This is a genomic window from Streptomyces sp. NBC_00887, from assembly GCF_045207585.1.
Genome location: NZ_CP108788.1, coordinates 381,185 through 400,044, shown reverse-complemented (window position 1 = coordinate 400,044; position 18,860 = coordinate 381,185). Strand labels below are relative to the sequence as shown.

Sequence of the window (18,860 nt, the reverse complement as noted above, 5' to 3'; positions counted from 1 at the left end):
TGCATATGCCCTGCCTTGCCGACCGCACGTCAGGGCTCGGACCGGATCTGGCTGATGGGGGAATCGTGCGCACTCGCGTGTCCGGACTGGGCCTCGGTCCGATCCGAGGGGACTACACCGTCATGACCCCGTTCGCGGGCACCCTGCTGCAGATATTTCGGGGATTCCTGCTTATCTTCTGGGTCGTCATGGCCGGTCTTACCGTGTTCACCCCCGACCAGGTCGACGGGAACCTCGCCTGGACGACGGCGGTGGTGATCGCGGTCTACACCGTGACGTTCGGATGGCGTCTGCTGACCGCCCGGCTCGGCATGAACCGGTGCTACCTCCTGGCGGAGGGGGTGGCCGTGACCAACCGCTTCGGCCGGGTGACCGATTCCGTGGCCTGGAGCGACGTGACCGGTATCCAGCAGACAACGGTCGTGGAACTCTACATGGGAGCGCACCGCATGGAGATCCACCGGAACCAGACCGCCAAACCCCTCACGTTCCTGGCACCGGGCGTGAAATCGCAACTGGTGGAAGCGCTGCTCACCGAGGGCCGCCGCGCAGGAGCCCTGCAGTGAGGGGCATCGGGGTCCCGGGCCGTGGCCACTTGCTATGGCAAGCGCGGATACATCTACCAGCGGCTGCAGGGCGGGTAGCGGCGGACCTGGTGGGTCGATGACGCCAGTCGTAGAAGCGGTAGCCCTTCGCACCACGTCCGGCGGACATCCTGCGCTGTTCTGCAGGTCTCGCGGTCGAACGCCGGCGGTCTCCGGCCCCTCTCCCGCAACCGCACCTTCGGCACCCACCTCGGCCAGGGCCTGAGCGTCGAACAGGCAACGGCTGCCACCCGGCAGACCACCGAGGGCGTCAAGAGCGCGGAGGCGATCCTCGCCCTGGCCCGCAGCCACGACGTGGAAATGCCCATCACCGAAGTGATGTCGGACTTTCTTCACGAGAAGATCAGCCTCAGCCAGGCCGCGGCCGCACTGATGCAGCGGCCGCCCAAGCCCGAGCGCTGACCCCGCCGCCCGCACACCGGGCCGGCCACCGCACCTTCACCCTCCAAGTCACGGAGGTTGTCACCCATGCACGAATCCGTGCTGCCTGCTGCCCAGACCGCCGTCACCCTCGCCCTCGGCGCGTGGATGATCACCGGCTTCACCCGTCTCCCCGGCCGATGGCTCCGCTGGAAGATGTTCTGCCGGGCCACCTTCACCGTCATCACGCTCACCGGCACCAAAGACGGGCGCACCGAGTCGGTGAACGTCTACGACCATCTCTCCCCAGGCTCATTCATCCTCGGCCCGCCGCAGCTGCAAGCCATCCTCAACTACCTGGTCCGCAGCGGCCGGTACGACCGCCTCGACGGACACGGCCGCCTCCTGAATGCCCAGGGCGAACACCACATCGAGGTGAGGGGCAGCCGTGTGGTTCTTTGACAGCATCACCTCCGGCTTCCAGAACCCCACCGACCCCGGCCGCCTCCAGCTGTTGCGCATCGTCATCGGCACGGTGCTGACCCTGCGCTTCGCCCTGTCCTTCGGCCAAGGCGGCTGGGACCGCTTCACCCCCGACTCGCTCAGCACGCACCTTGCCAAACAGCGCTTCGGCAAGCGGGCCCGCCTCCTGATCCGGTTCCACCGGCCCGCACTGTTCATCCGCAGCTTCGCGGCCGTCGTCCTCGCCGTTGGGTTCCTGCCTCGGCTGTCGCTCGTGCTGGTCCTGGCCGGCGCCGCCATGGAACTTCTCTACCTCAAGAGCCCCAACGCCGTGCTCTTCACCCTGTTGACCGGCACCTGTCTCCTCCTTGCCGGCGACCTCGGCCACGGCCTCCACATCGAGCACCACCCCAGCACCACCAACACCTGGGCGCAGTGCCTCCTCGTCTTGGTCACCGCCGACATCTATGGGAACAGCGCCTGGCAGAAACTCCGCTCGACCCAGTTCCGAACCGGCCTCTACCTTGCACAGTGGATCCACGTCTACGCCCAGATCAGAGACCGATTGCCCCACCGCCGCCAATACGGCGTCCCCGGCTTCGTCCGCCACCACACCGGCAACCTCACCGACCGGGACATCCGCTTCTGGCGCTTGGCATCGGCCACAGCCATCGCAGCGGAGTTCGCACTGCCCCCAGCGCTACTGATCCCGCAGACGATGCCGTACACAGTGGCCGCGGGCATCGCCATGCATGTTGCGTTCACCTGCCTCAAGCCCCGACAACTCATCACCTTCTCCGGCCTTACGTCGGCACCTACCTCGCCTTCATCTGAAAGAGAGGATCAAGGTATGCGCTGGTCCACGGATGGGGCCCGACTCCGCTCAGTCCTCGCAGGACTGCGGCACCACCCAGCTCAGGCGCGCTCAGCCAGCCTTCGCGGCGGGCTCGAACGCCGTCTGCGTCGGGGTTTTCGAGCCGATGCCGAGGGATTTGGACATGGGAAGCCTTCCTGAACGGCCACTCAGCCGATGTTGAGGCGGGCAGCGGTGCGCAGGAGGGCGGGAGACAGACGTCCGATGAGGCGGGCGGCTTTGGCTTCGAAGGTGACGGGTACGACGGCTCGATCCTTGGTGACGGCGCGCAGGATCTGGTCGGCGACCTTCTCCCGGGGGAAGTTGCGCTGTGCGTACATGCCGGAGATGCGCTTCTGCTTGGTGGCCTCCTGTGTGGCGTCGAGTCCGGAGAACGTGGTGGTTTTGGTGATGTTGGTGTTGACGATGCCGGGGCAGATCGCGGAGACGCCGATGTGGGAGGCGGCCATTTCGGCGCGCAGGCAGTCGGAGAGCATGAGGACGGCGGCCTTGCTGGTGGCGTAGGCAGCGAGCATCTTGGACGGGAGGTAGGCGGCGGCGGAGGCGAGGTTGACGATGTGGCCGCCCTCGCCACGTTCGGCCATGAGGGTGCCGAAGGCGCGGCAGCCGTGGATGACGCCCCAGAGATTGACGTCCAGGACGCGCTGCCATTCCTTCTCGGTGGTTTCCAGGAAGGTGCCGGAGTGTCCGATACCGGCGTTGTTGACGACGATGTCCGGAACGCCGTACTCCGCCGCGACTTCCGACGCGAAGGCGTCGACGGCGGGGCCGTCGGAGACGTCCACGCGCCAGGCACGGGCGGAGGCTCCGATCAGGCGGGCGAGTTCGGCGGTGCGTTCGGCGGCTTCGAGGTCCACGTCGCAGATGGCGATGTCCGCGCCCTGTTCCGCGAAGGCCAGGGCTGTGGCCCGGCCGATGCCGCTGCCGGCACCTGTGACAACGGCGAGCTGTCCGGTGAAGGGCATGCGGCTGTCTGCTTGGCCCCGGCGGGATCTGTTCAGGGGACCTGCGGCCTCCTGGCCCTCATGGTGGGCGACGAATTCCTTGACCATGCGGGCCACGGTGGTTCCTCTCTCCAGCAAGGCGGACCAGTGGGTGGCGGGAATGGTCCGCTGCCACAGGTGCGGGGCCCAGCGTTCGAGTCCGTCGGCGAGTGCCGGGCTTACGTAGTGGTCTTTGGTCAGGCCGATGAGCTGCACGGGCACAGTGGTGGGCCGCTGCCTGGGGCGCAGGAGGCGGGGGAGCATGTTGGCGCGGTAGAGGTTGATGCCGCGTACCGCGTCTGCGGTGAGGGTGGACTGCGGGTGTCCGGGGCGGGGGGTCACGCCTTCCACCCGGTGCAGCACGGCGTCCCAGCGGTCGGCGAGTCCGTTGCGCCAGGCGGCGGGGGCGAGGGCCGGAAGGTGGAAGGCGGCGATGTACCAGGAGTGCGCCAACTGGTTGAGGAGCTGGCCGACATGGCGGGGGGTGGGGCGGGCGAGCCGGTGGCGGATCCAGTGGCCGACATGGTCCAGGCAGGGGCCGGAAATCGAGGTGTACGAGGCGATCCGGCCGGGCGCAAGGGGGTGGGTGACGGCCTCCCAGGACTGGATGGAGCCCCAGTCGTGGGCGACCACGTGGACGGGACGGTCAGGGCTGACGGCCTCGGCCACCGCGAACAGATCGGCCGCGAGCAGCACCAGCCGGTAGTCCCGGCGCCGGGCAGAGGGCCCGGACTCACCGGCGCCGCGCACGTCGTAACGCACGACATGGTGGCCGGTGGCGAGGGCGTCCGCGACGTCGTCCCACACCCGGTGGGTGTCGGGGTAGCCGTGCACGAGCAGCACGGTGGGGCGCTCCGGGTGGCCCTGCTCGTACACCGCGAGCGGGATGCCACCGGATGTCACGGTGCGCCGTCGTGGCTCGGCGAGGCGGTCGGGTATGGCGTTCATCGGGCCGCGTCCTCCCAGCGGCGTACGTGGGGAAGGTCGTCGTCAAGCCAGTAGGCGTCGTCGTCGGTGACGACCAGCAGCTCTTCGAACTTCAGGCCCACGTCACGGAATCCGACATGCGGCTCGACCGCCCACAGCCCGGGGGCCGGGGCGTGGCGCGAGGAGCGGCCGTCGGCCCACAGGGGGGAACGTCCGTGCAGCCGTTCGCTGATCAGCTCCCGGCCCAGGGTCTGCAGGGTGCGTACGCCGAAACCGAAGACGTTGACGCCGGCCGGACCGCGCGCCTTCATCCGGGTCACCTGGTGGCCGATCACCCGGCCGGGATAGACCTGGTGACGGTTGTCGTAGCCGTGCTTGGCGATGAGTGCGTCCACGGAGGCGTAGATCTCGTTGAGGGGCTTGCGGTCCCGCACCTCCTGGACGATCAGCTCCCGGTAGTGGCGCAGGTCCAGCGCGATCTTGTCCCAGACCGGGTTCTCGCCGATCTTTCCGGCGTAGCCGATGTCGGCGGTGTAGCCGTCGACGACGGGCGCGCAGTCCAGGACGTACGACATGCCTTCCTCCAGGCGGCGGCCGCTGGCGAAGAACTGCAGCGGCGTCCTGAAGTGCCGGAAGGCGGTGCGGTCGCCGAACCATGCGAACGGTACGTGGAAGAAGTCCTCGACCCCCTCCGCGACCAGCTCGCGGCCCAGCCGGGCCGCCGCCTGACGCTCCGTCACGCCCGGCTCCAGCCAGTCGCCGACCTTCTGCGCGCAGTGGTACGCGAGCTGCTGGAGCTCGCGGAACCGGTCGAGGTCATGGTCGTCGAAGGGGAACGCGGGGGCGGCGGACGAGCCCGCCCTGCGGGTTGGTGCGTGCGTGCTCATGGTCTCGCCTTCGCATCGTGAGGGAAGGAGCTACAGGTCCAGTTCGAGGCGGGAGCCCTCGGGCGCGCGGGAGACGCATACGCGTATCCGGCCGGCTGCCTTCTCCTGTTCGGTGAGCCTGCTGTCGCGGTGGTCCACGGTGCCGGCGGCCACCCGCAGAGTGCAGACGCCGCAGAAACCCTGACGGCAGGAGTACGGCGTTGCCGGGTTCCTCTCCAGCAGGACGTCGAGGGCGGACCGGTCGGCCGGAACGGGCAGGACCGCACCGCTGCGGCGCAGCTTCAGCTCGAAGGGCCTGCCGTCGACAATCGGCGCGGCCGCGAACCGTTCGAAGTGCAGAGCGGATGCCGCGCTGTCGTCGAAGGCACGGCGGACAGAATCAAGCATGGGACCGGGCCCGCAGCAGTACACGGCAGCCCCGGTCGACGCGCGGCTGAGCAGCTTCGCGCCGTCGGGTACGCCGTGCTCGTCGTCCGGCAGGATCTCGACCCGGCCGGGTTCGAGCGCGGCGAGTTCCGCGCCGAACGGCATTGAGGCGCGGGAGCGGCCGCTGTGGATCAGCTGCCAGTCCAGGCCCAGCCGGGCCGCCTCCCGGACCATCGGCAGGATGGGTGTGATGCCGATGCCTCCAGCGATGAGCAGCACCGAACGGTCCGCGGCGAAGGGGAAGGCGTTGCGTGGCCCCCGGGCAGTGACCCGCGCGCCTTCGCGCAGGATGTCGTGGACTTCGGCGGACCCGCCCCCGCCACCTTCGATACGACGTACCGCGATCCGGTACACGAAGCGGTCCTGCGGATCGCCGCACAGCGAGTACTGCCGCCTGCGGCCGGACGGCAGATACAGATCCAGATGCGCACCGGCCTGCCAGCGGGGCAGCGGCGAGCCGTCCGGGGCTGCCAGCCGTAAGGAGACGACATCCTCGGCCAGGGCTTTGCGGGCGGTGACCACAAGCCTCAGTGGGGCGGACGGCTCCGTCGCCGGACGTCTTCCGTACCGGTCGGATTTCGTGACGGCCGGGAGGTAGTAGTTGCCGAACACGTCCAGGAACCGCATGAGGCGGTCGGGGCGAGCTCGTCCGTACAGGTCAGGTGGCGCGGCAGACTGGGTGTCGCGATCGCGGCTCATCGTGGCGGGTCCTTGTCGTGACGTACGTCGGTCAGTGAGCGGCGGCGCGGGCGGCGGGAGAGGAGCCGAGATAGGCGACCGCCTGCCGGGTCGAACCCTCCTGCGAGGGGTGGTAGCGGGGGCTGAGGTAGCGCGAGGCGGAGCGCGTCAGCCGGCCGAGTCGCGGCAGCAGCCCCCGCCGAGCTCCGTCCACGTAGGCGCGCCAGGTGGGCTTGGCCCCGGCGGCCAGGCCGGGATCGGCCGCCATCAGGAACCGGGCCCCGCGTATCCACAGATGGAACAGCACCGGACCACCGATGGCCAACGTGCGAATACGCCGCAGATATCCGGGGTCGAGGTGGCGCAGCAGGTCAAAGGCCACACTGCGGTGCTCGACCTCCTCCGCGCCGTGCCAGCGCAGCAGATCGAGCATGGTCGGATCGACGCCTGCCCGGTCCAGTCCGTCGGCGTTGAGTACCCAGTCGCCCAGAAACGCGGTGAAGTGCTCGACCGCCGCGATGATAGCGACCCTCTCGATCACGCGCTCGCGCATCCGTCCCGCCGACATGCCGGGGCGCTCCCCCAGCACCCGGCCGAAGAAGAACTCCACCTGCTCCACGTACGGACGCGGGTCCAGGCCGTTCGCCAGAAGATGGTCCAGGACACCCTGGTGCGCTTCGGCGTGGATGGCCTCCTGCCCGATGAAGCCGAGGACATCGTCGCGCAACTCGTCGTCCGTGATCAGCGGCACCGCTTCCTGGAAGGTGCGTACGAACCAGCGCTCGCCCTCCGGAAGCAGCAGGTGAAGGACATTGATGACATGCGTGGCCATCGGCTCGCCGGGGATCCAGTGCATGGGCAGCCGGGACCAGTCGAACTGGACGTCGCGCGGCTGAAGAACCAGGTTGTCGTGCTCATCGGTGGTGCTCATGAAGGCACTCCTCCGTCACGAAGAGAGGGGGCTGGGCAAGCAGGCCAGAACCGGGACAGCGACAGAGCCGGCCCCCGTTATTGAGGTTTACTCAACAGTAGGAGTTATTGATTTCCTGTCAATAGGATGGGGTCATGGCTCGTCAGACCTCTGCCGCCCGCGCATCCCGGATGCCGCCCACCGACCGCCGGACCCAGATCCTCGCGGCTGCCCGCCGGGTCCTGGAGGTCCGCGCCATCGACGAGGTCTCCGTCGAAGCCGTCGCCAGCGAGGCCGGCGTCTCACCGGGGCTGCTGTTCCACTACTTCGGATCCCAGCGCAAGTTCCGGGAGGCGATCCTGGAGTCCGCCGCCGACGAACTGCTGGCCCATGTCCGCCCCGACCCGGCACTCAGCCACGCCGAACAGCTGACCACCAGCATCGAGACCTTCATCGACTACGTCTCCCGCTATCCGGCCATCTACCAGGCCATCACCCGCCTCAACACGGGCGCCGGAGTGCGCACTCTGCACCGCTCGGCACGCGCCACCCTCGCGGGCTGGCTCACCGAAGCCCTCGCCGAAGTCGGCGCACCGGCAAGCCCCGCGCTCGACCTGGCCGTGGCCGGCTGGCTGGCGTACATGGAGGAAGTCGTCCTGGCGTGGCTCGACCGGCCCGGGATGGACCGCGCCGCCCTGGTCGACCTGTGTGAGCGCAGCATGTACCAACTCGTCAGAACCGCACTCAACGACGACCAGCTATGGGAAGAGATCCTGGTGCGGATGGGCAGCACGCCACGCGGATGACGAAGGACTCAGGTCTGGGTGATCTCGGTCAATCTCGAAGTCCACCTTGGCTGCGTCGCAGTCCGGGCAGGACCAGTCATCCGGTATTCGGGCCCACCGGGTACCGGCGGGGAAACCCTCGCGGGGCGCCAGTCTGTTTGTTGTCGAGTTCTGTCCGTCCTTGGCCGTTGGAACGCTGCGACGGCCCCGATCCAACGCGTCGACAGCCTGTCGACAGTTCAGTCGATCACTCGCTGGTGCGCATTGCATCATCGAGCAGTGCGGCAAATTCACCGCCAAGGCTCCGCGGCTATCGGGTCTGCCACGCCCCGTACGAGGTCCTCCGGTCCCCAGTGGCGGTCAGTGGCAGATCATCAGCCACCGCGCAGCGGGAAACCGCGACCAACGGAGTGTCCGGGGCGGTACCGGGGACAGCGAGCATGTCGCGTACCAAGGCGTCGTGCTCATGACGGCCGAAGGGCGGGGTCTCCAGCCACTTGACCGAGCCGACGAAGTGCACCTGCCGGGCCACCGGCTCGCGGTCTGCACCAATGAGATCGATCTCGGGGTTGTTCTGACGGTTCCACCAACCGCCGATGGCCTCGGTCGGGTCTGATGCAGGGTTGGGTGCCAGGATCGCAAACATGCCGGGCTGCGACAGGGCTTCCGGCGAGACGGTGCCAGCGGTCAAAACCGTTGGCACCGCCCCGTACCCAGCACTGCGGTCACCAGCAACGCCAGGATGAGTGTCTCGGCGGCGAGCAGGACGCCGTGCACCTTCGCTCCGACGTCGATACGGCGCCGTCCGAGCCTTCACACCAGCACGATGCCGATCGCGGCGAACAGCCCCCACGGAAGGGGGCTAGCGGGGAAGCGGTGGTACGCAGCGGCGAACTGCGTGCCGAGCAGGCCGTACACGCCGATCTGCAAAGTGTTGAACGAGAACATCGTCAGCAGGCCGGCTGCCGCACCGAGCGTCCGGCACGACGCCGGCAATCAGGTAGCCAGCCCGGAGCGCGGACGCCTCCGGTCGAGATCGCCAGTGGAGCGATGCCGATCATGATGGTTAATGGCGACGCTGGGGCTATGACCATGAGGTGACGCCGGCCGTGCCGAGACTTCTGCCTTGAGCTAGTGACCTGAGTCAGAGGTTTGGCGTTAGTTGGCTATGAGTCGTCCGGGGCCGAAGATTCCGCCGCTGTCACTGACCGATGCTCAACGGGCTGTGCTGGAGGGCTGGGTGCGTCGGCGGACGACCGCGCAGGTGCTGGCTCAGCGGTCACGGATCGTGCTGGAGTGCGCGGACGGCCACTCGATCATGGAGGTGTCCCGTCGGCTGCGGGTTGCGCCGGACACCGTCCGCACCTGGCGGCGGCGCTTCCTGGAGAACGGCTTGGACGGCTTGTGTGACGAGCCCAGGCCGGGTGTCCCGCGGAAGATTACCGACGCGGATGTGGAACGAGTGATCGTCAGAACGCTCGAGGAGACGCCGAAGAACGCGACGCACTGGTCGACGCGCTCGATGGCCGCCGCGACGGGCATGTCGCAGTCGACGGTATCCAGGATCTGGCGGGCGTTCGCTCTGGCCCCGCACCGCTCGCAGACCTACAAGCTCTCCACCGATCCGTTCTTCATCGATAAGGTCCGCGATGTCGTCGGCCTCTATCTCGACCCGCCGGAGAAGGCTCTGGTTCTCTGCGTGGACGAGAAGTCGCAGATCCAGGCCCTGGACCGGTCCCAGCCGGTCCTGCCGATGATGCCCGGGGTTCCCGAGCGCCGAAGTCACGACTACATCCGCGCCGGCACCACCACTCTCTTCGCCGCCCTGGAAGTCGCGACGGGCAAGGTGATCGGGTCGCTCCACCGCCGCCACCGGGCCGTCGAGTTCAAGAAGTTCCTGGCCAAGCTCGACAGGGAAGTCCCGGCCGGCCTTCAGGTCCACCTGATCCTCGACAACTACGCGACGCACAAGACGCCCGAGATCAAGAAGTGGCTGCTGGCACACCCGCGCTTCCACCTGCACTTCACACCTACCAGCGCGTCGTGGCTGAACCTGGTCGAGCGGTGGTTCGCCGAACTCACACAGAAGAAGCTTAAGCGCGGAGTACACCGCTCCGTCCAGGCCCTCGAACGTGACGTCCGGGCCTGGCTGGCCGACTGGAACGACCAACCCAGGCCCTTCATCTGGACCAAGACGGCCGACGAAATCCTCGACAAAGTCGCCGCCTACTGCCACCGAATCTCTGACTCAGGTCACTAGGTCGTTTCCTTCGGATCACCTTCAACGACCCTGTCTGGCCTGGATACGGTGACGGCATGACGACGATCCTGCGGCATCCCCGACCCGGATTCACGTGGGATTGGTGGGCAGTGGACGCTCACGGCTTCCTCGTGCAGTTCAGTGGCGGGCCTGCTCCTGAGCATCTCCTGTCGCATGTGGATCGTGTCGACGCTGCGGCTGCGTGGGCCGAGGAGAATTGTCCGGCATGGTTCAACGATGCTCCCCCATCGCTTCACGCCTTCAGCTGCAACGGCGAGCTGCCGGTCTACACCCGCAACAGCGTCCCGGACTCCCCATTGCGGCTGTCCGGCGCCCCGGCAGCAGTGCGAGCTACACCCACCCGGCAATGATCGGCAGCAACCGCTTACGCACCCCCGGCGCACCACCGGTCCACCGCCAGGCGCGTGGTCCCCCGGACGCCGGTGAATCGGTAACAAGCGGTCTCCGCTGATTCTCGAACACGTATCACGGGGGTCGCGCACACGCGCGAACTGGCATTCGCCACCGTCCAAGCGCTCCGGCGCCAAGTCCGGGTGGACTCGTAGTTGGGGTGCCGGTAGGAACGCTGTCACCAGCCGATTGGTTCGGCTTGAGTGAGTCTGTCTGCGGCGTCCCACCCCCTCGCAATCTTGCAGGTCAGCGGCCTGTTTTTGTCCCAGGCGTTCCATCTCCCGTCCCACCCTTGTGGAGCCTGCGTCCGGGGGCCCACTGTCTGGATATCCGAACGGCAAGGCGTACGAACACGATCAAGGAATTGGGGTTGTCATGCGCAAGGAATCTCGCCTGAATCGGGCGGCCGGTGCAACCGCCGCCGTTGTCCTCATGGCATCCGGGATGGTCGTCGCGGGGGCACCCACCGCCTCCGCGGACAATTGTGGCGGTCTCGGTGACTACTTTTGCGGCGCGGTGAAGAACAGGACCGGCCGGGCGATGAACTACACGACCAATCTCGGCGACGGCAACGGCCGCTGCTACGTGTGGAACATTGACGGCGGTACCGCGAGTCACCCCGACACCCTCCCATGTGACCAGAAGTCGATCGGCAACGGGATCGTGGGCGGCAATGGCACCGGCGTCGACGTCGACGCCTTCACGTTCAACGGTTGGGGCTACCACGAGCGATTCTCGCGGACGGGCACGTGGCACTGGCGGACGGCGGGCACCTGGACGAAGTTGTGGAGCGGGGAGTTCGCCGACTGCAGCATCGGCGATTACAACGAGATCTGGTGCACAAGGCTCATGCAGATCTGAGGCTGCCCGTGATGAAGGCGGCGGCCAGGCCTGGGCCGCCGCCTTCATCCGCACTGACCGCGAGAAACAGCTCCGCTTCCCACGGAGGGCCTGTCCGACCTGCCCTGCTCAAGCTGTCGTCATGAAGGGTGGTGTGTGGGCCGCGGTGTTGAAGGAAGAACCGCTTCAGACAGGCCGTAACTGAACGGTCGGCAGCGTCGACCTCCAAGCCGATGAAGCCCGGCACAGTGGCTAAGCGACGGCGAGTGCCGCCCGCCGCCCCGCATCCGGCACATACGCGGCGATGCCGCTCCAGGACAAGACCCGTGCGACCTGGCACGGCCGCAGCGCTACCGAAACACCCGTTCCGAGCCCTTCCCACTGCGATGCCGCACAGTTGTGGTCACGGGCAGGTGGGCGCGCAGGCCCAGAGTTCGGTGGGTTCGCTCAGGAGTCCAGTGCTGGTCTGGTGGGTGCCGAGAGACCGATCCCGGTGCAGGCGTGCACCGCACAGGGCGCAGTTCCAAGGTCGTGCGGTGGGCGAACGCGCACATCACCCCCGAGGCGTACACCATCGACGACACAGGCTTCCCCAAAGACGGCATGGACTCCCCGGGGTGGCCCGGATGTACTGCGGTGCGCTGGGCAAGCGCGGCAACTGTCAGATCGGCGTGAGCGTCAACCTCGCCAGCGAGAAGGCCTCTTCGGCCATCGACTGGCGGCTGTTCATCCCCGAGAGCTGGGACGATGCCAAGCACGGTGACGACCCGCTGATGGCTGGGGCCATCGTGCGCCGCCGCGCCCAGGCAAAGATCCCCGACGAGGAGCGCCACCGCGAGAAGTGGCGTCTGGCCCTGGACATGCTCGACGAAGTCACGGGCGAGTGGGGCCTGCCCGGCCTGCCGGTGACCGCCGACGCCGGCTACGGCGACGCCACCGGTTTCCGCCAGGGCCTGACTTACCGCGGTCTGCTCTACGCGGTGGCCGTCAATGCCACCACCAGTGCCCAACAACCCGCCGACGCTGAACCAGCACGCGCCCCCTACAGAGGCCGAGGCCCCCCCCGGCCCCCGCCTACCCGGACAAACCAAGTAACCTTCGCCAACTCGCCCTGAACGCAGGCAGATCAGCCCGCCGCACCGTCACCTGGCGCCAGGGAACCAAGACCAGCAAGCGCAACCCCACCGCCGAAATGCGCTCGCAGTTCACCGCCCTGCGCGTACGGCCGGCGAACAAGGACATACCCCGCGCCGCCGACGGATCACTGCCCGAATGCTGGCTGATCGCCGAATGGCCCCACGACACCGCCGAGCCCACCGACTACTGGCTTTCCACCCTGTCCACCGACACACCGCTGCGCGAGCTCGTACGCATCTGCAAGATCCGCTGGAGAGTTGAACACGACTACCGCGAACTCAAGGACGGCCTGAGCCTGGACCACTTCGAAGGCCGCAGTTACCTGGGCTGGCACCGCCACGTCACCCTCGCCGCCCTCGCCCAGGCCTTCTGCACCCTCCTGCGACTCGACCCAAAGGCCCCTGCGCAGGCCTGACCCTGTACGCGGTCCTCCGCGAACTCCAGGCACTCCTGGCCACCTGGACCGGCGCCTGTTCCATATGTGGCCAACCCGCCCCAGAACCCGAACCACACCGTAGAAGCTAACAAAGCCCTGCGAGGCGCCCCCACCACCGACCGGAGAGTTCGCGACCGGCCATTGTTTGGCCGCTGGAACAGCCCTGCCAAACAATGCGCCGACCGCTGAACTCGGTGATGCGAGCCCCAAGGGGCCATCCGGGCGACGGACTGCCGGACGGTCATGGGGTTCGGTCTTTCCCTCAGTTCCGGATGGATCACCAGAATCGGAGAGCGATATGCGCCAGAAGATCATTGCAGGGCTGGGAGTCGCTGCTACGGCGGTCGCGCTGTGGGGGGCGCCGGCGGCCCAAGCCCAGAAAGTTGCCGCCCCCTCGGCCGTGGCAGTGGACGACAGCTTCACGGTCTGGACCGCCGACGTGTGCGGCTCGGCCGACTTCATCGATTACGGAGAGGGAGCCCCGGGCGGCGGGTCCAACGACGACTACATCGAGGTCTGGGACGCCTGCGAGGACACCCATGGCGTGAGGGCCTACGCATGGCTCGACGGCACCTACCTCGGCTCGAAGTACAACGGGAACGGCGCCTGGGAGTACGTGGTCTGGGACCCGTTCGGCAACGTCACGGCGGGTCAGAAAGTGGGCCTGAAGATATGCCTCGTCGACGGGGCCAACGACACGACACCTTCCGACTGCGACGAGATGACCAGAACGTCCGTGGACGGCTGACGGGGGTCGGAGGTATCGCCCGCCAGGCCACCGAACAGCGATGGGGGCACTGGGCCCGCGGGGAGACGTCGCCTGGGTGATCACCCGTCGCGCCCGTGCGCCAGGGCGCCTATGGCCCGCTCGGCACCTGCAGCGAGGGCGAAGGCACACTCGGTTCAGCTGCTCGGCGCGAGCTCCGCGGCGTCCTGGCCGCCGTCCTTGGTCCAGGTGCCGTAGGGCCCCGGGAGGCCGGGCTCCTACGGCACCGACCCTGCTCATTTGTTGTCAGCCTTTGCACTGGCCTTGCGAACCTGGCTGACGGCGGCGTGAGTTGGTGTGTGGCTGGGTGCGAGAAGAGATGAAGCTCCTGGTAGATGGATTGTCGTGCCTCCAGAGCTCGGCGCTCGCGCGCTTCCCGCCATGGACAGTCCGTCCCGCCCCTGGACCTGGCTGACTATCTGGCGGCCCCTCCTTTTTTGTGGCATCCCGCCGCAGGTCAGCGACCTACCTCCTCTACCCGCACGGTAGAGACGCCAGCATCCCGCCCACACCCAAATCAGCAAAACACCAGCTCAATCATCCCCGGAGAGGATCCGCACCCAAGAACGATCCGCCGTCCCACAGTCAGCCGGCCGAGGATGAGCCGCTCTCCCCCGTGCGTCCGGTCGAGGTTCGACGTTCGTCGATTGCGTGTCCTCAAGCACGTCGAACTCCCTGGGATACCGCCGCAATCACCTCGGGAACACCTGCCCGCAACCACCGGCATGCTGGATGCCGAACGGCGTTCGCGCAGGACCATGGCCCGGAGAAGGTGACACAGCCAGGAAACGCTCCTGCGGCTGCGCGACCTGCTGCGTTGTCTCCCCGTCGTCGACGTGGCTTCTGGCCCTCGACGGAGAGAGCAATACGGAAGATGATCGTGCACACCCCGCGTCTGATCCTTAGCAGGCGACCTGCCGTGGCTGGATGTGCCGGCCTTCCGTCGACTGAGGAGGGCTGCCTTGTACCGGCAAACCATCGATCCGGTGTTCGGCTCATTGGCTTGGAGCGCGCTGCTCGCCCTGGTCCCCATCGCAGCCCTCTTCGTGTTCTTGGGAGTTTTCCGCACCAAAGCCTGGGTGGCGTCCTGGGGAAGCCTGGCAGTCGCTGCGCTGGTGGCTGTTCTCGGCTATGGCATGCCTACCGGGCAGGCTGTGCTCGCCGCCGGTCAGGGGGCGGCCTTCGGCTTGTTCCCTCTCGCGTGGACCTTGGTCGCCGCGATCTGGATCCATTCCATGACGGTGCACAGCGGCCACTTCGACGTTCTGTGCCACTCGTTCGCCGCAGTGAGCAAGGATCAGCGCATTCAGGCAATCATCATCGCCTTTTGCTTCGGCTCGTTACTCGAAGGGCTTGCCGGGCAGGGGACTCCGGTGGCGATCACCACCGTCATGCTGGTGGGGGGCGGTTTCCGCCCGATGCGCGCAGCGGCAGTGGCTCTTGTCGCGAACACGGTGCCGGCGGCCTTCGGTCCGCTGGGGCTGCCCATCACGACCTTGGCCAAGGTCAGTGATCTGCCGATGGCCGACCTCGGCGCGATGGCCGGTCGGCAGGTACCGATCATCGCGGTGTTCGTCCCTCTCCTGGTGGTGGGGATCGCGGACGGGCGCCGGGGCGTCCGCCAGACGTGGTTTCCCGCCCTGGCCTGCGGTGTGTCGTACGGGCTCACACAGTTCGTGACATCCAATTACATCTCCGTTCCGCTCGCGGACATCAGCTCCGCGCTGGTGAGCGCCTGCGTGGTCACGGTAGTAGTCCGCGCACAGCATGTACGTCGGTCCCCTGCCCCTGCTCCGTCTGTCATCGCTCATCCCGACACGCCCCAGGCGAGTGCGTCCCCGCTGCCAGTGACGTCCGGCGTCCGAACGGAGGTCTGGCGTGCCTATGCCCCCTACCTTGCGATCGTCTCCATCTTCGTGTTCTCGCAGTGGAAGCCCGTCGCTGATGCGCTCAACTCGGCCACGGTCACCTTCCCTTGGCCCGGCCTGCATCTGTTGACATCGGGGGGAGAACCGTCGACGCTGCCGATGTTCAAGTTCAACTGGCTGGCCGCAACCGGTACCTTGCTGCTGATCTCGGGCCTCGCCACTATGGTGGTATTGCACATACCGCCCCGGGTCGCGGTCACCGCTCTCGCCGAAACACTCGGTCGTTTGCGTGGGCCGATCACTACCATCTCGGGACTGCTGGCTCTGTCGTTCGTGATGAATGCAAGCGGCCAAACGATGGTGTTGGGCACCTGGCTTGCCGGTACCGGTGGTGCGTTTGTCGTGATCTCTCCCATTCTCGGATGGCTCGGTGTTGCGTTGACCGGATCGGACACTTCGTCCAACGCGCTGTTCGGGGCGTTGCAGGTCACCGCGGCCGACAAGGCGGGCCTTCCGGCGACCCTGCTCACCGCGGCGAATGCCTCGGGAGGCGTGGTGGGCAAGATGATCTCGCTGCAGAACCTGACCATCGCCGCCGCAGCCACGGGGATGCACGGCGCTGAAGGCGATCTGTTCCGGCGGATGTTCCGATGGAGCGTGCTTCTGCTTGCCGGAATGTGCCTGATCGTTTTCCTCCAGACGACACGGGTGCTCGGCTGGATGACCGTGCACTGACGGGCCGGTGAATTTCAAGTCCAGTGAGACGGTTGTGGCGCTATGAGATTTGTGGTGCGGGGTCTCTGCGTTTCGCCGGGTCGTTGATCCAGGCGGTCTGGGGTATTGCGGGTGGTCGGGGGTGGCGGCCGAAGCGTTCGGGGTGGCGGGTGTATGCCTGGGCGAGGGTGACGGCGCGCTGGTCGCGGACTTCCTCGGCGGTCCCGAAGTGGACGGAGGCGGGTGTGTGCCAGCCGATGCCCGAGTGCCGGTGCTCGTGGTTGTAGTACGCGAGGAACGTGTCGAACCATTCGCGGGCGTGGGCCAGGGAATCGAACCGTTCGGGATAGTCCGACATGTACTTCGTGGTCTTGAACTGGGCTTCGCTGTACGGGTTGTCGTTGGAGACCTTCGGCCTCGAGTGCGAGCGTGTCACGCCGAGGTCGATCAGTAGCTGGGAGACCTTCTTCGATGTCATCGAGGTGCCGCGGTCCGCGTGCACGGTCTGGGGCACGATGCCGTTGCGGGCGATGGTCTCGCGGATCAGTTCCTCGGCCCGCACCGCCGATTCGGCCCGCTCGACGGTGTGGCCGACGATGTACCGGCTGAAGATGTCGATGATGACGTAGGCGTGATACCAGACGCCCTTGGCCGGTCCGGCGGCCTTGGTGATGTCCCAGGTGAACACCTGCGAGGGCCCGGTCGCGACCAGCTCGGGCACCGCCTTGGCGGGATGGGCGGCCTGGCGCCGGCGTTCACCGCACTGGCGGCCACCTCCGTACATCATGGGAGGCTGAGCCGGAGGCGTCGCTGCGACGCCTCCTCCGCCCTGTGGCGGGCAACAGTGAGCACCAGGACCAGTTGAAGAATAAAGGAATCCTCAGGATGATGGCAACGATCAAAGAGGTGCGCCAACTGGCACACTCCCTGCCGCGAACGGAAGAGGCTGTGGTCAGGGATCGAGTCAAGTTCCGGGTCAACCGCATCGTCTACCTCTCGTTCTCCAAGGACGAGACCACGATGGGATTCGCATTCCCTAAAGCAGAACGGGCGGATGCGATCGCCGCCGAGCCCGAGAAATTCAGCATGCCTGCTCCGGCGATTCAACGATTCAATTGGCTCGAGGTCCGCCTGGACGCTCTCGACGTAACCGAGATGGAGGAAATCGTCATCGAGGCCTGGCGTATGGTCGTGCCGAAGCGCGTGGCCGCGGACCGCCTTCGCGGCACCCGGTTCGACCGCGACGTGCCGGCCTCCGCCCCGCCCTTCCCGGCTGCTCCCTCTCCAGACGAACTGCGGCACGCCGCCGGTGTGTTCAACGGATTCAGCAACATTGACACCAGCTGGCTGAGGCTCCTGGACAGCACACGGCCGGCACTGGACCTGTCCGATGAGCACCACAGGGCCGCGCTCCTGCGATGGCTCAACTCATGGGGCTGCCGTATTCGTTATCCCCGCGAGGGAGAACCGGCACCGTTCGACACCGGCGTGGAGGAGTGGTGGCGCGACTGCGGCGCGGAACTGCCCGTTGCCGGCCTGACGGCCCTTTCGGACCGCGACATTTCCACATTCGCCGACGCCTACGCACAACTCGCGGCGCTCCGCGTCGCCTCCGGTCCGCGCGCTCGCTCGCTGGGCCCGACGGCAGCGGCCAAGGCGCTCTATGCCCTGCGACCGCACGGTGTGATGCCGTGGGACGCGGCCATCGCCGAGCAACTCCACGGCGCACGCGACGCTGCGGCGTTCGCCGGCCATCTGCGGCTTGGACGGTTTTGGGCACAGAGCCTGCTCGAAGCGATGGACGTGACCGAGGAGGATCTGCCCGGGGCGGTCGGCCGACCCTCCGTATCCCTCGCGAAGGTCCTGGACGAATACCTGTACGTCAAGATCACGAAGGCTGGACCCGGCTGAGGCGGAACGGTAATCAACCACCCGGATACCGGCCTTCTCCAGAGCAATGGCACCGACTCCTCCCGCATCACGCGAACGAACTCGTCACCGGTGCCCGGCCTCAGCCGGTAGGTACGGATCTCAAGAATCACAGCCGGTCTCCTGCGTATGCGCGGTATCGGTCGGCACGGTATCTGGTGCGCGCGGCGTCGGCCTCGCCAGTACTACCGGCCTCTGTCCCCGCAGGGCCGTGAGTCGCGCTCGGCGGCGCCGAGCGCGTGACGCGGCCTGCCCGAGGGCGCCGATGACCGGTCTACGCGACGCCGGGTGACTGGCGGCTGTCCCATGCGGCGGTGAGGGCGGCGACCGGGTCAGGGGTACAGGGCGCGCACGGCCACCACTCGCCGTTTTCGCGTGTGTACGGGTACCAGTGGGCGTCCGGGCCGAGGCGGAGCTGGAGCCCGGCATGGTCGACGGTGAGACGGTTCCGCCAGGACTGCAGGCGGGGCGGTGCGGCCGTGTCGTCCATCTCGGGTCCGGTGAGCGGGCACGGCGATGGCCGGGTGGGCGCCCGCCGGGACGAATATCACCCGACCCGGGTCGGGCTCGTAGGAGCTCACCGTGCCTGGCACTGGTAGCCG

Annotated in this window: 20 protein-coding genes and 2 pseudogenes; 13 read left to right on the top strand and 9 right to left on the bottom strand. The window is 67.3% G+C overall.

Annotated elements, in window-relative coordinates:
- The first annotated feature begins 65 nt into the window (after nt 1-65).
- The 4 genes and pseudogenes from OG844_RS01875 to OG844_RS01860 all read left to right on the top strand — a co-directional run bounded on the left by OG844_RS01875 (nt 66) and on the right by OG844_RS01860 (nt 2,442).
- Nucleotides 66-566, top strand: coding sequence for a hypothetical protein (locus tag OG844_RS01875; protein WP_406387656.1), 501 nt, complete (start codon nt 66-68; stop codon nt 564-566).
- A gap of 195 nt (nt 567-761) precedes the next feature.
- Nucleotides 762-1,007, top strand: a pseudogene (locus OG844_RS01870) (NAD(P)H-dependent glycerol-3-phosphate dehydrogenase); the annotation flags it as partial.
- Nucleotides 1,008-1,073: 66 nt separating this feature from the next.
- Nucleotides 1,074-1,427: a hypothetical protein gene (locus OG844_RS01865; protein WP_406387654.1), complete on the top strand. Its 354-nt coding sequence runs from the start codon at nt 1,074-1,076 to the stop codon at nt 1,425-1,427.
- 52 nt (nt 1,428-1,479) lie between these two features.
- Nucleotides 1,480-2,442 (top strand): hypothetical protein, encoded by a 963-nt coding sequence (locus tag OG844_RS01860; protein ID WP_406387652.1) that lies wholly within the window; start codon nt 1,480-1,482, stop codon nt 2,440-2,442.
- A gap of 8 nt (nt 2,443-2,450) precedes the next feature.
- On the opposite strand, the gene OG844_RS01855 is transcribed toward OG844_RS01860, so the two are convergent.
- Genes OG844_RS01855 through OG844_RS01840 form a run of 4 tightly spaced genes read right to left on the bottom strand, consistent with a single transcriptional unit; the run spans nt 2,451 to nt 7,133 of the window.
- On the bottom strand, nt 2,451-4,232 hold the full coding sequence (locus OG844_RS01855) for an SDR family oxidoreductase (protein WP_406387651.1): 1,782 nt from the start codon (nt 4,230-4,232) through the stop codon (nt 2,451-2,453).
- Nucleotides 4,229-5,098, bottom strand: coding sequence for a M24 family metallopeptidase (locus tag OG844_RS01850; RefSeq protein WP_406387649.1), 870 nt, complete (start codon nt 5,096-5,098; stop codon nt 4,229-4,231). Before OG844_RS01850 ends, OG844_RS01855 begins: the two co-directional genes overlap by 4 nt.
- Nucleotides 5,099-5,128: 30 nt before the next feature.
- Entirely contained in the window at nt 5,129-6,223 is a 1,095-nt protein-coding gene (locus OG844_RS01845) for a PDR/VanB family oxidoreductase (protein WP_406387647.1), read from the bottom strand.
- A gap of 31 nt (nt 6,224-6,254) precedes the next feature.
- A complete protein-coding gene (locus OG844_RS01840) occupies nt 6,255-7,133 on the bottom strand; it encodes a metal-dependent hydrolase (RefSeq protein WP_406387645.1) in 879 nt (292 codons plus the stop codon).
- A gap of 134 nt (nt 7,134-7,267) precedes the next feature.
- Between OG844_RS01840 and OG844_RS01835 the strand changes: the two genes are divergently transcribed.
- Entirely contained in the window at nt 7,268-7,918 is a 651-nt protein-coding gene (locus OG844_RS01835) for a TetR/AcrR family transcriptional regulator (protein ID WP_406387643.1), read from the top strand.
- Here the strand turns inward: OG844_RS01835 and OG844_RS01830 are convergent.
- From OG844_RS01830 to OG844_RS01820, 3 genes are all read right to left on the bottom strand, one after another.
- Nucleotides 7,871-8,167 (bottom strand): rubredoxin, encoded by a 297-nt coding sequence (locus OG844_RS01830; protein WP_406395964.1) that lies wholly within the window; start codon nt 8,165-8,167, stop codon nt 7,871-7,873. The two genes, OG844_RS01835 and OG844_RS01830, sit on opposite strands and share 48 nt — an antisense overlap.
- A gap of 40 nt (nt 8,168-8,207) precedes the next feature.
- A complete protein-coding gene (locus tag OG844_RS01825) occupies nt 8,208-8,588 on the bottom strand; it encodes a hypothetical protein (protein WP_406387642.1) in 381 nt (126 codons plus the stop codon).
- 122 nt (nt 8,589-8,710) lie between these two features.
- Complete coding sequence (locus OG844_RS01820; RefSeq protein ID WP_406387640.1) at nt 8,711-8,845, bottom strand: hypothetical protein; 135 nt, start codon at nt 8,843-8,845, stop codon at nt 8,711-8,713.
- A gap of 220 nt (nt 8,846-9,065) precedes the next feature.
- Here OG844_RS01820 and OG844_RS01815 point away from each other — a divergent pair, with 220 nt between their 5' ends.
- From OG844_RS01815 to OG844_RS01785, 7 genes are all read left to right on the top strand, one after another.
- Nucleotides 9,066-10,157: an IS630 family transposase gene (locus tag OG844_RS01815; protein ID WP_406387639.1), complete on the top strand. Its 1,092-nt coding sequence runs from the start codon at nt 9,066-9,068 to the stop codon at nt 10,155-10,157.
- A gap of 56 nt (nt 10,158-10,213) precedes the next feature.
- Nucleotides 10,214-10,528 carry a hypothetical protein gene (locus tag OG844_RS01810; protein ID WP_406387637.1) on the top strand — a complete coding sequence of 105 codons (315 nt, stop codon included), beginning with the start codon at nt 10,214-10,216 and terminating at the stop codon, nt 10,526-10,528.
- A 415-nt stretch (nt 10,529-10,943) separates the two neighbouring features.
- Nucleotides 10,944-11,429 carry a hypothetical protein gene (locus tag OG844_RS01805; protein ID WP_406387635.1) on the top strand — a complete coding sequence of 162 codons (486 nt, stop codon included), beginning with the start codon at nt 10,944-10,946 and terminating at the stop codon, nt 11,427-11,429.
- A 596-nt stretch (nt 11,430-12,025) separates the two neighbouring features.
- Nucleotides 12,026-12,523: a transposase gene (locus OG844_RS01800; RefSeq protein WP_406387633.1), complete on the top strand. Its 498-nt coding sequence runs from the start codon at nt 12,026-12,028 to the stop codon at nt 12,521-12,523.
- On the top strand, nt 12,520-12,960 hold the full coding sequence (locus tag OG844_RS01795; protein WP_406395962.1) for a transposase: 441 nt from the start codon (nt 12,520-12,522) through the stop codon (nt 12,958-12,960). The genes OG844_RS01800 and OG844_RS01795 overlap by 4 nt, the downstream gene beginning before the upstream one ends.
- A 319-nt stretch (nt 12,961-13,279) precedes the next feature.
- A complete protein-coding gene (locus OG844_RS01790) occupies nt 13,280-13,729 on the top strand; it encodes a hypothetical protein (RefSeq protein WP_406387631.1) in 450 nt (149 codons plus the stop codon).
- 980 nt (nt 13,730-14,709) lie between these two features.
- Nucleotides 14,710-16,350 carry an L-lactate permease gene (locus OG844_RS01785; protein ID WP_406387629.1) on the top strand — a complete coding sequence of 547 codons (1,641 nt, stop codon included), beginning with the start codon at nt 14,710-14,712 and terminating at the stop codon, nt 16,348-16,350.
- Nucleotides 16,351-16,390: 40 nt separating this feature from the next.
- Here the strand turns inward: OG844_RS01785 and OG844_RS01780 are convergent.
- Nucleotides 16,391-17,098: pseudogene (locus tag OG844_RS01780) on the bottom strand (transposase); the annotation flags it as partial.
- A gap of 116 nt (nt 17,099-17,214) precedes the next feature.
- Between OG844_RS01780 and OG844_RS01775 the strand changes: the two are divergent.
- Complete coding sequence (locus OG844_RS01775) at nt 17,215-18,240, top strand: MmcQ/YjbR family DNA-binding protein (protein WP_406387628.1); 1,026 nt, start codon at nt 17,215-17,217, stop codon at nt 18,238-18,240.
- A gap of 292 nt (nt 18,241-18,532) precedes the next feature.
- Here the strand turns inward: OG844_RS01775 and OG844_RS01770 are convergent, their stop codons facing one another.
- Entirely contained in the window at nt 18,533-18,748 is a 216-nt protein-coding gene (locus OG844_RS01770) for a hypothetical protein (RefSeq protein WP_406387627.1), read from the bottom strand.
- Nucleotides 18,749-18,860 lie beyond the last annotated feature (112 nt).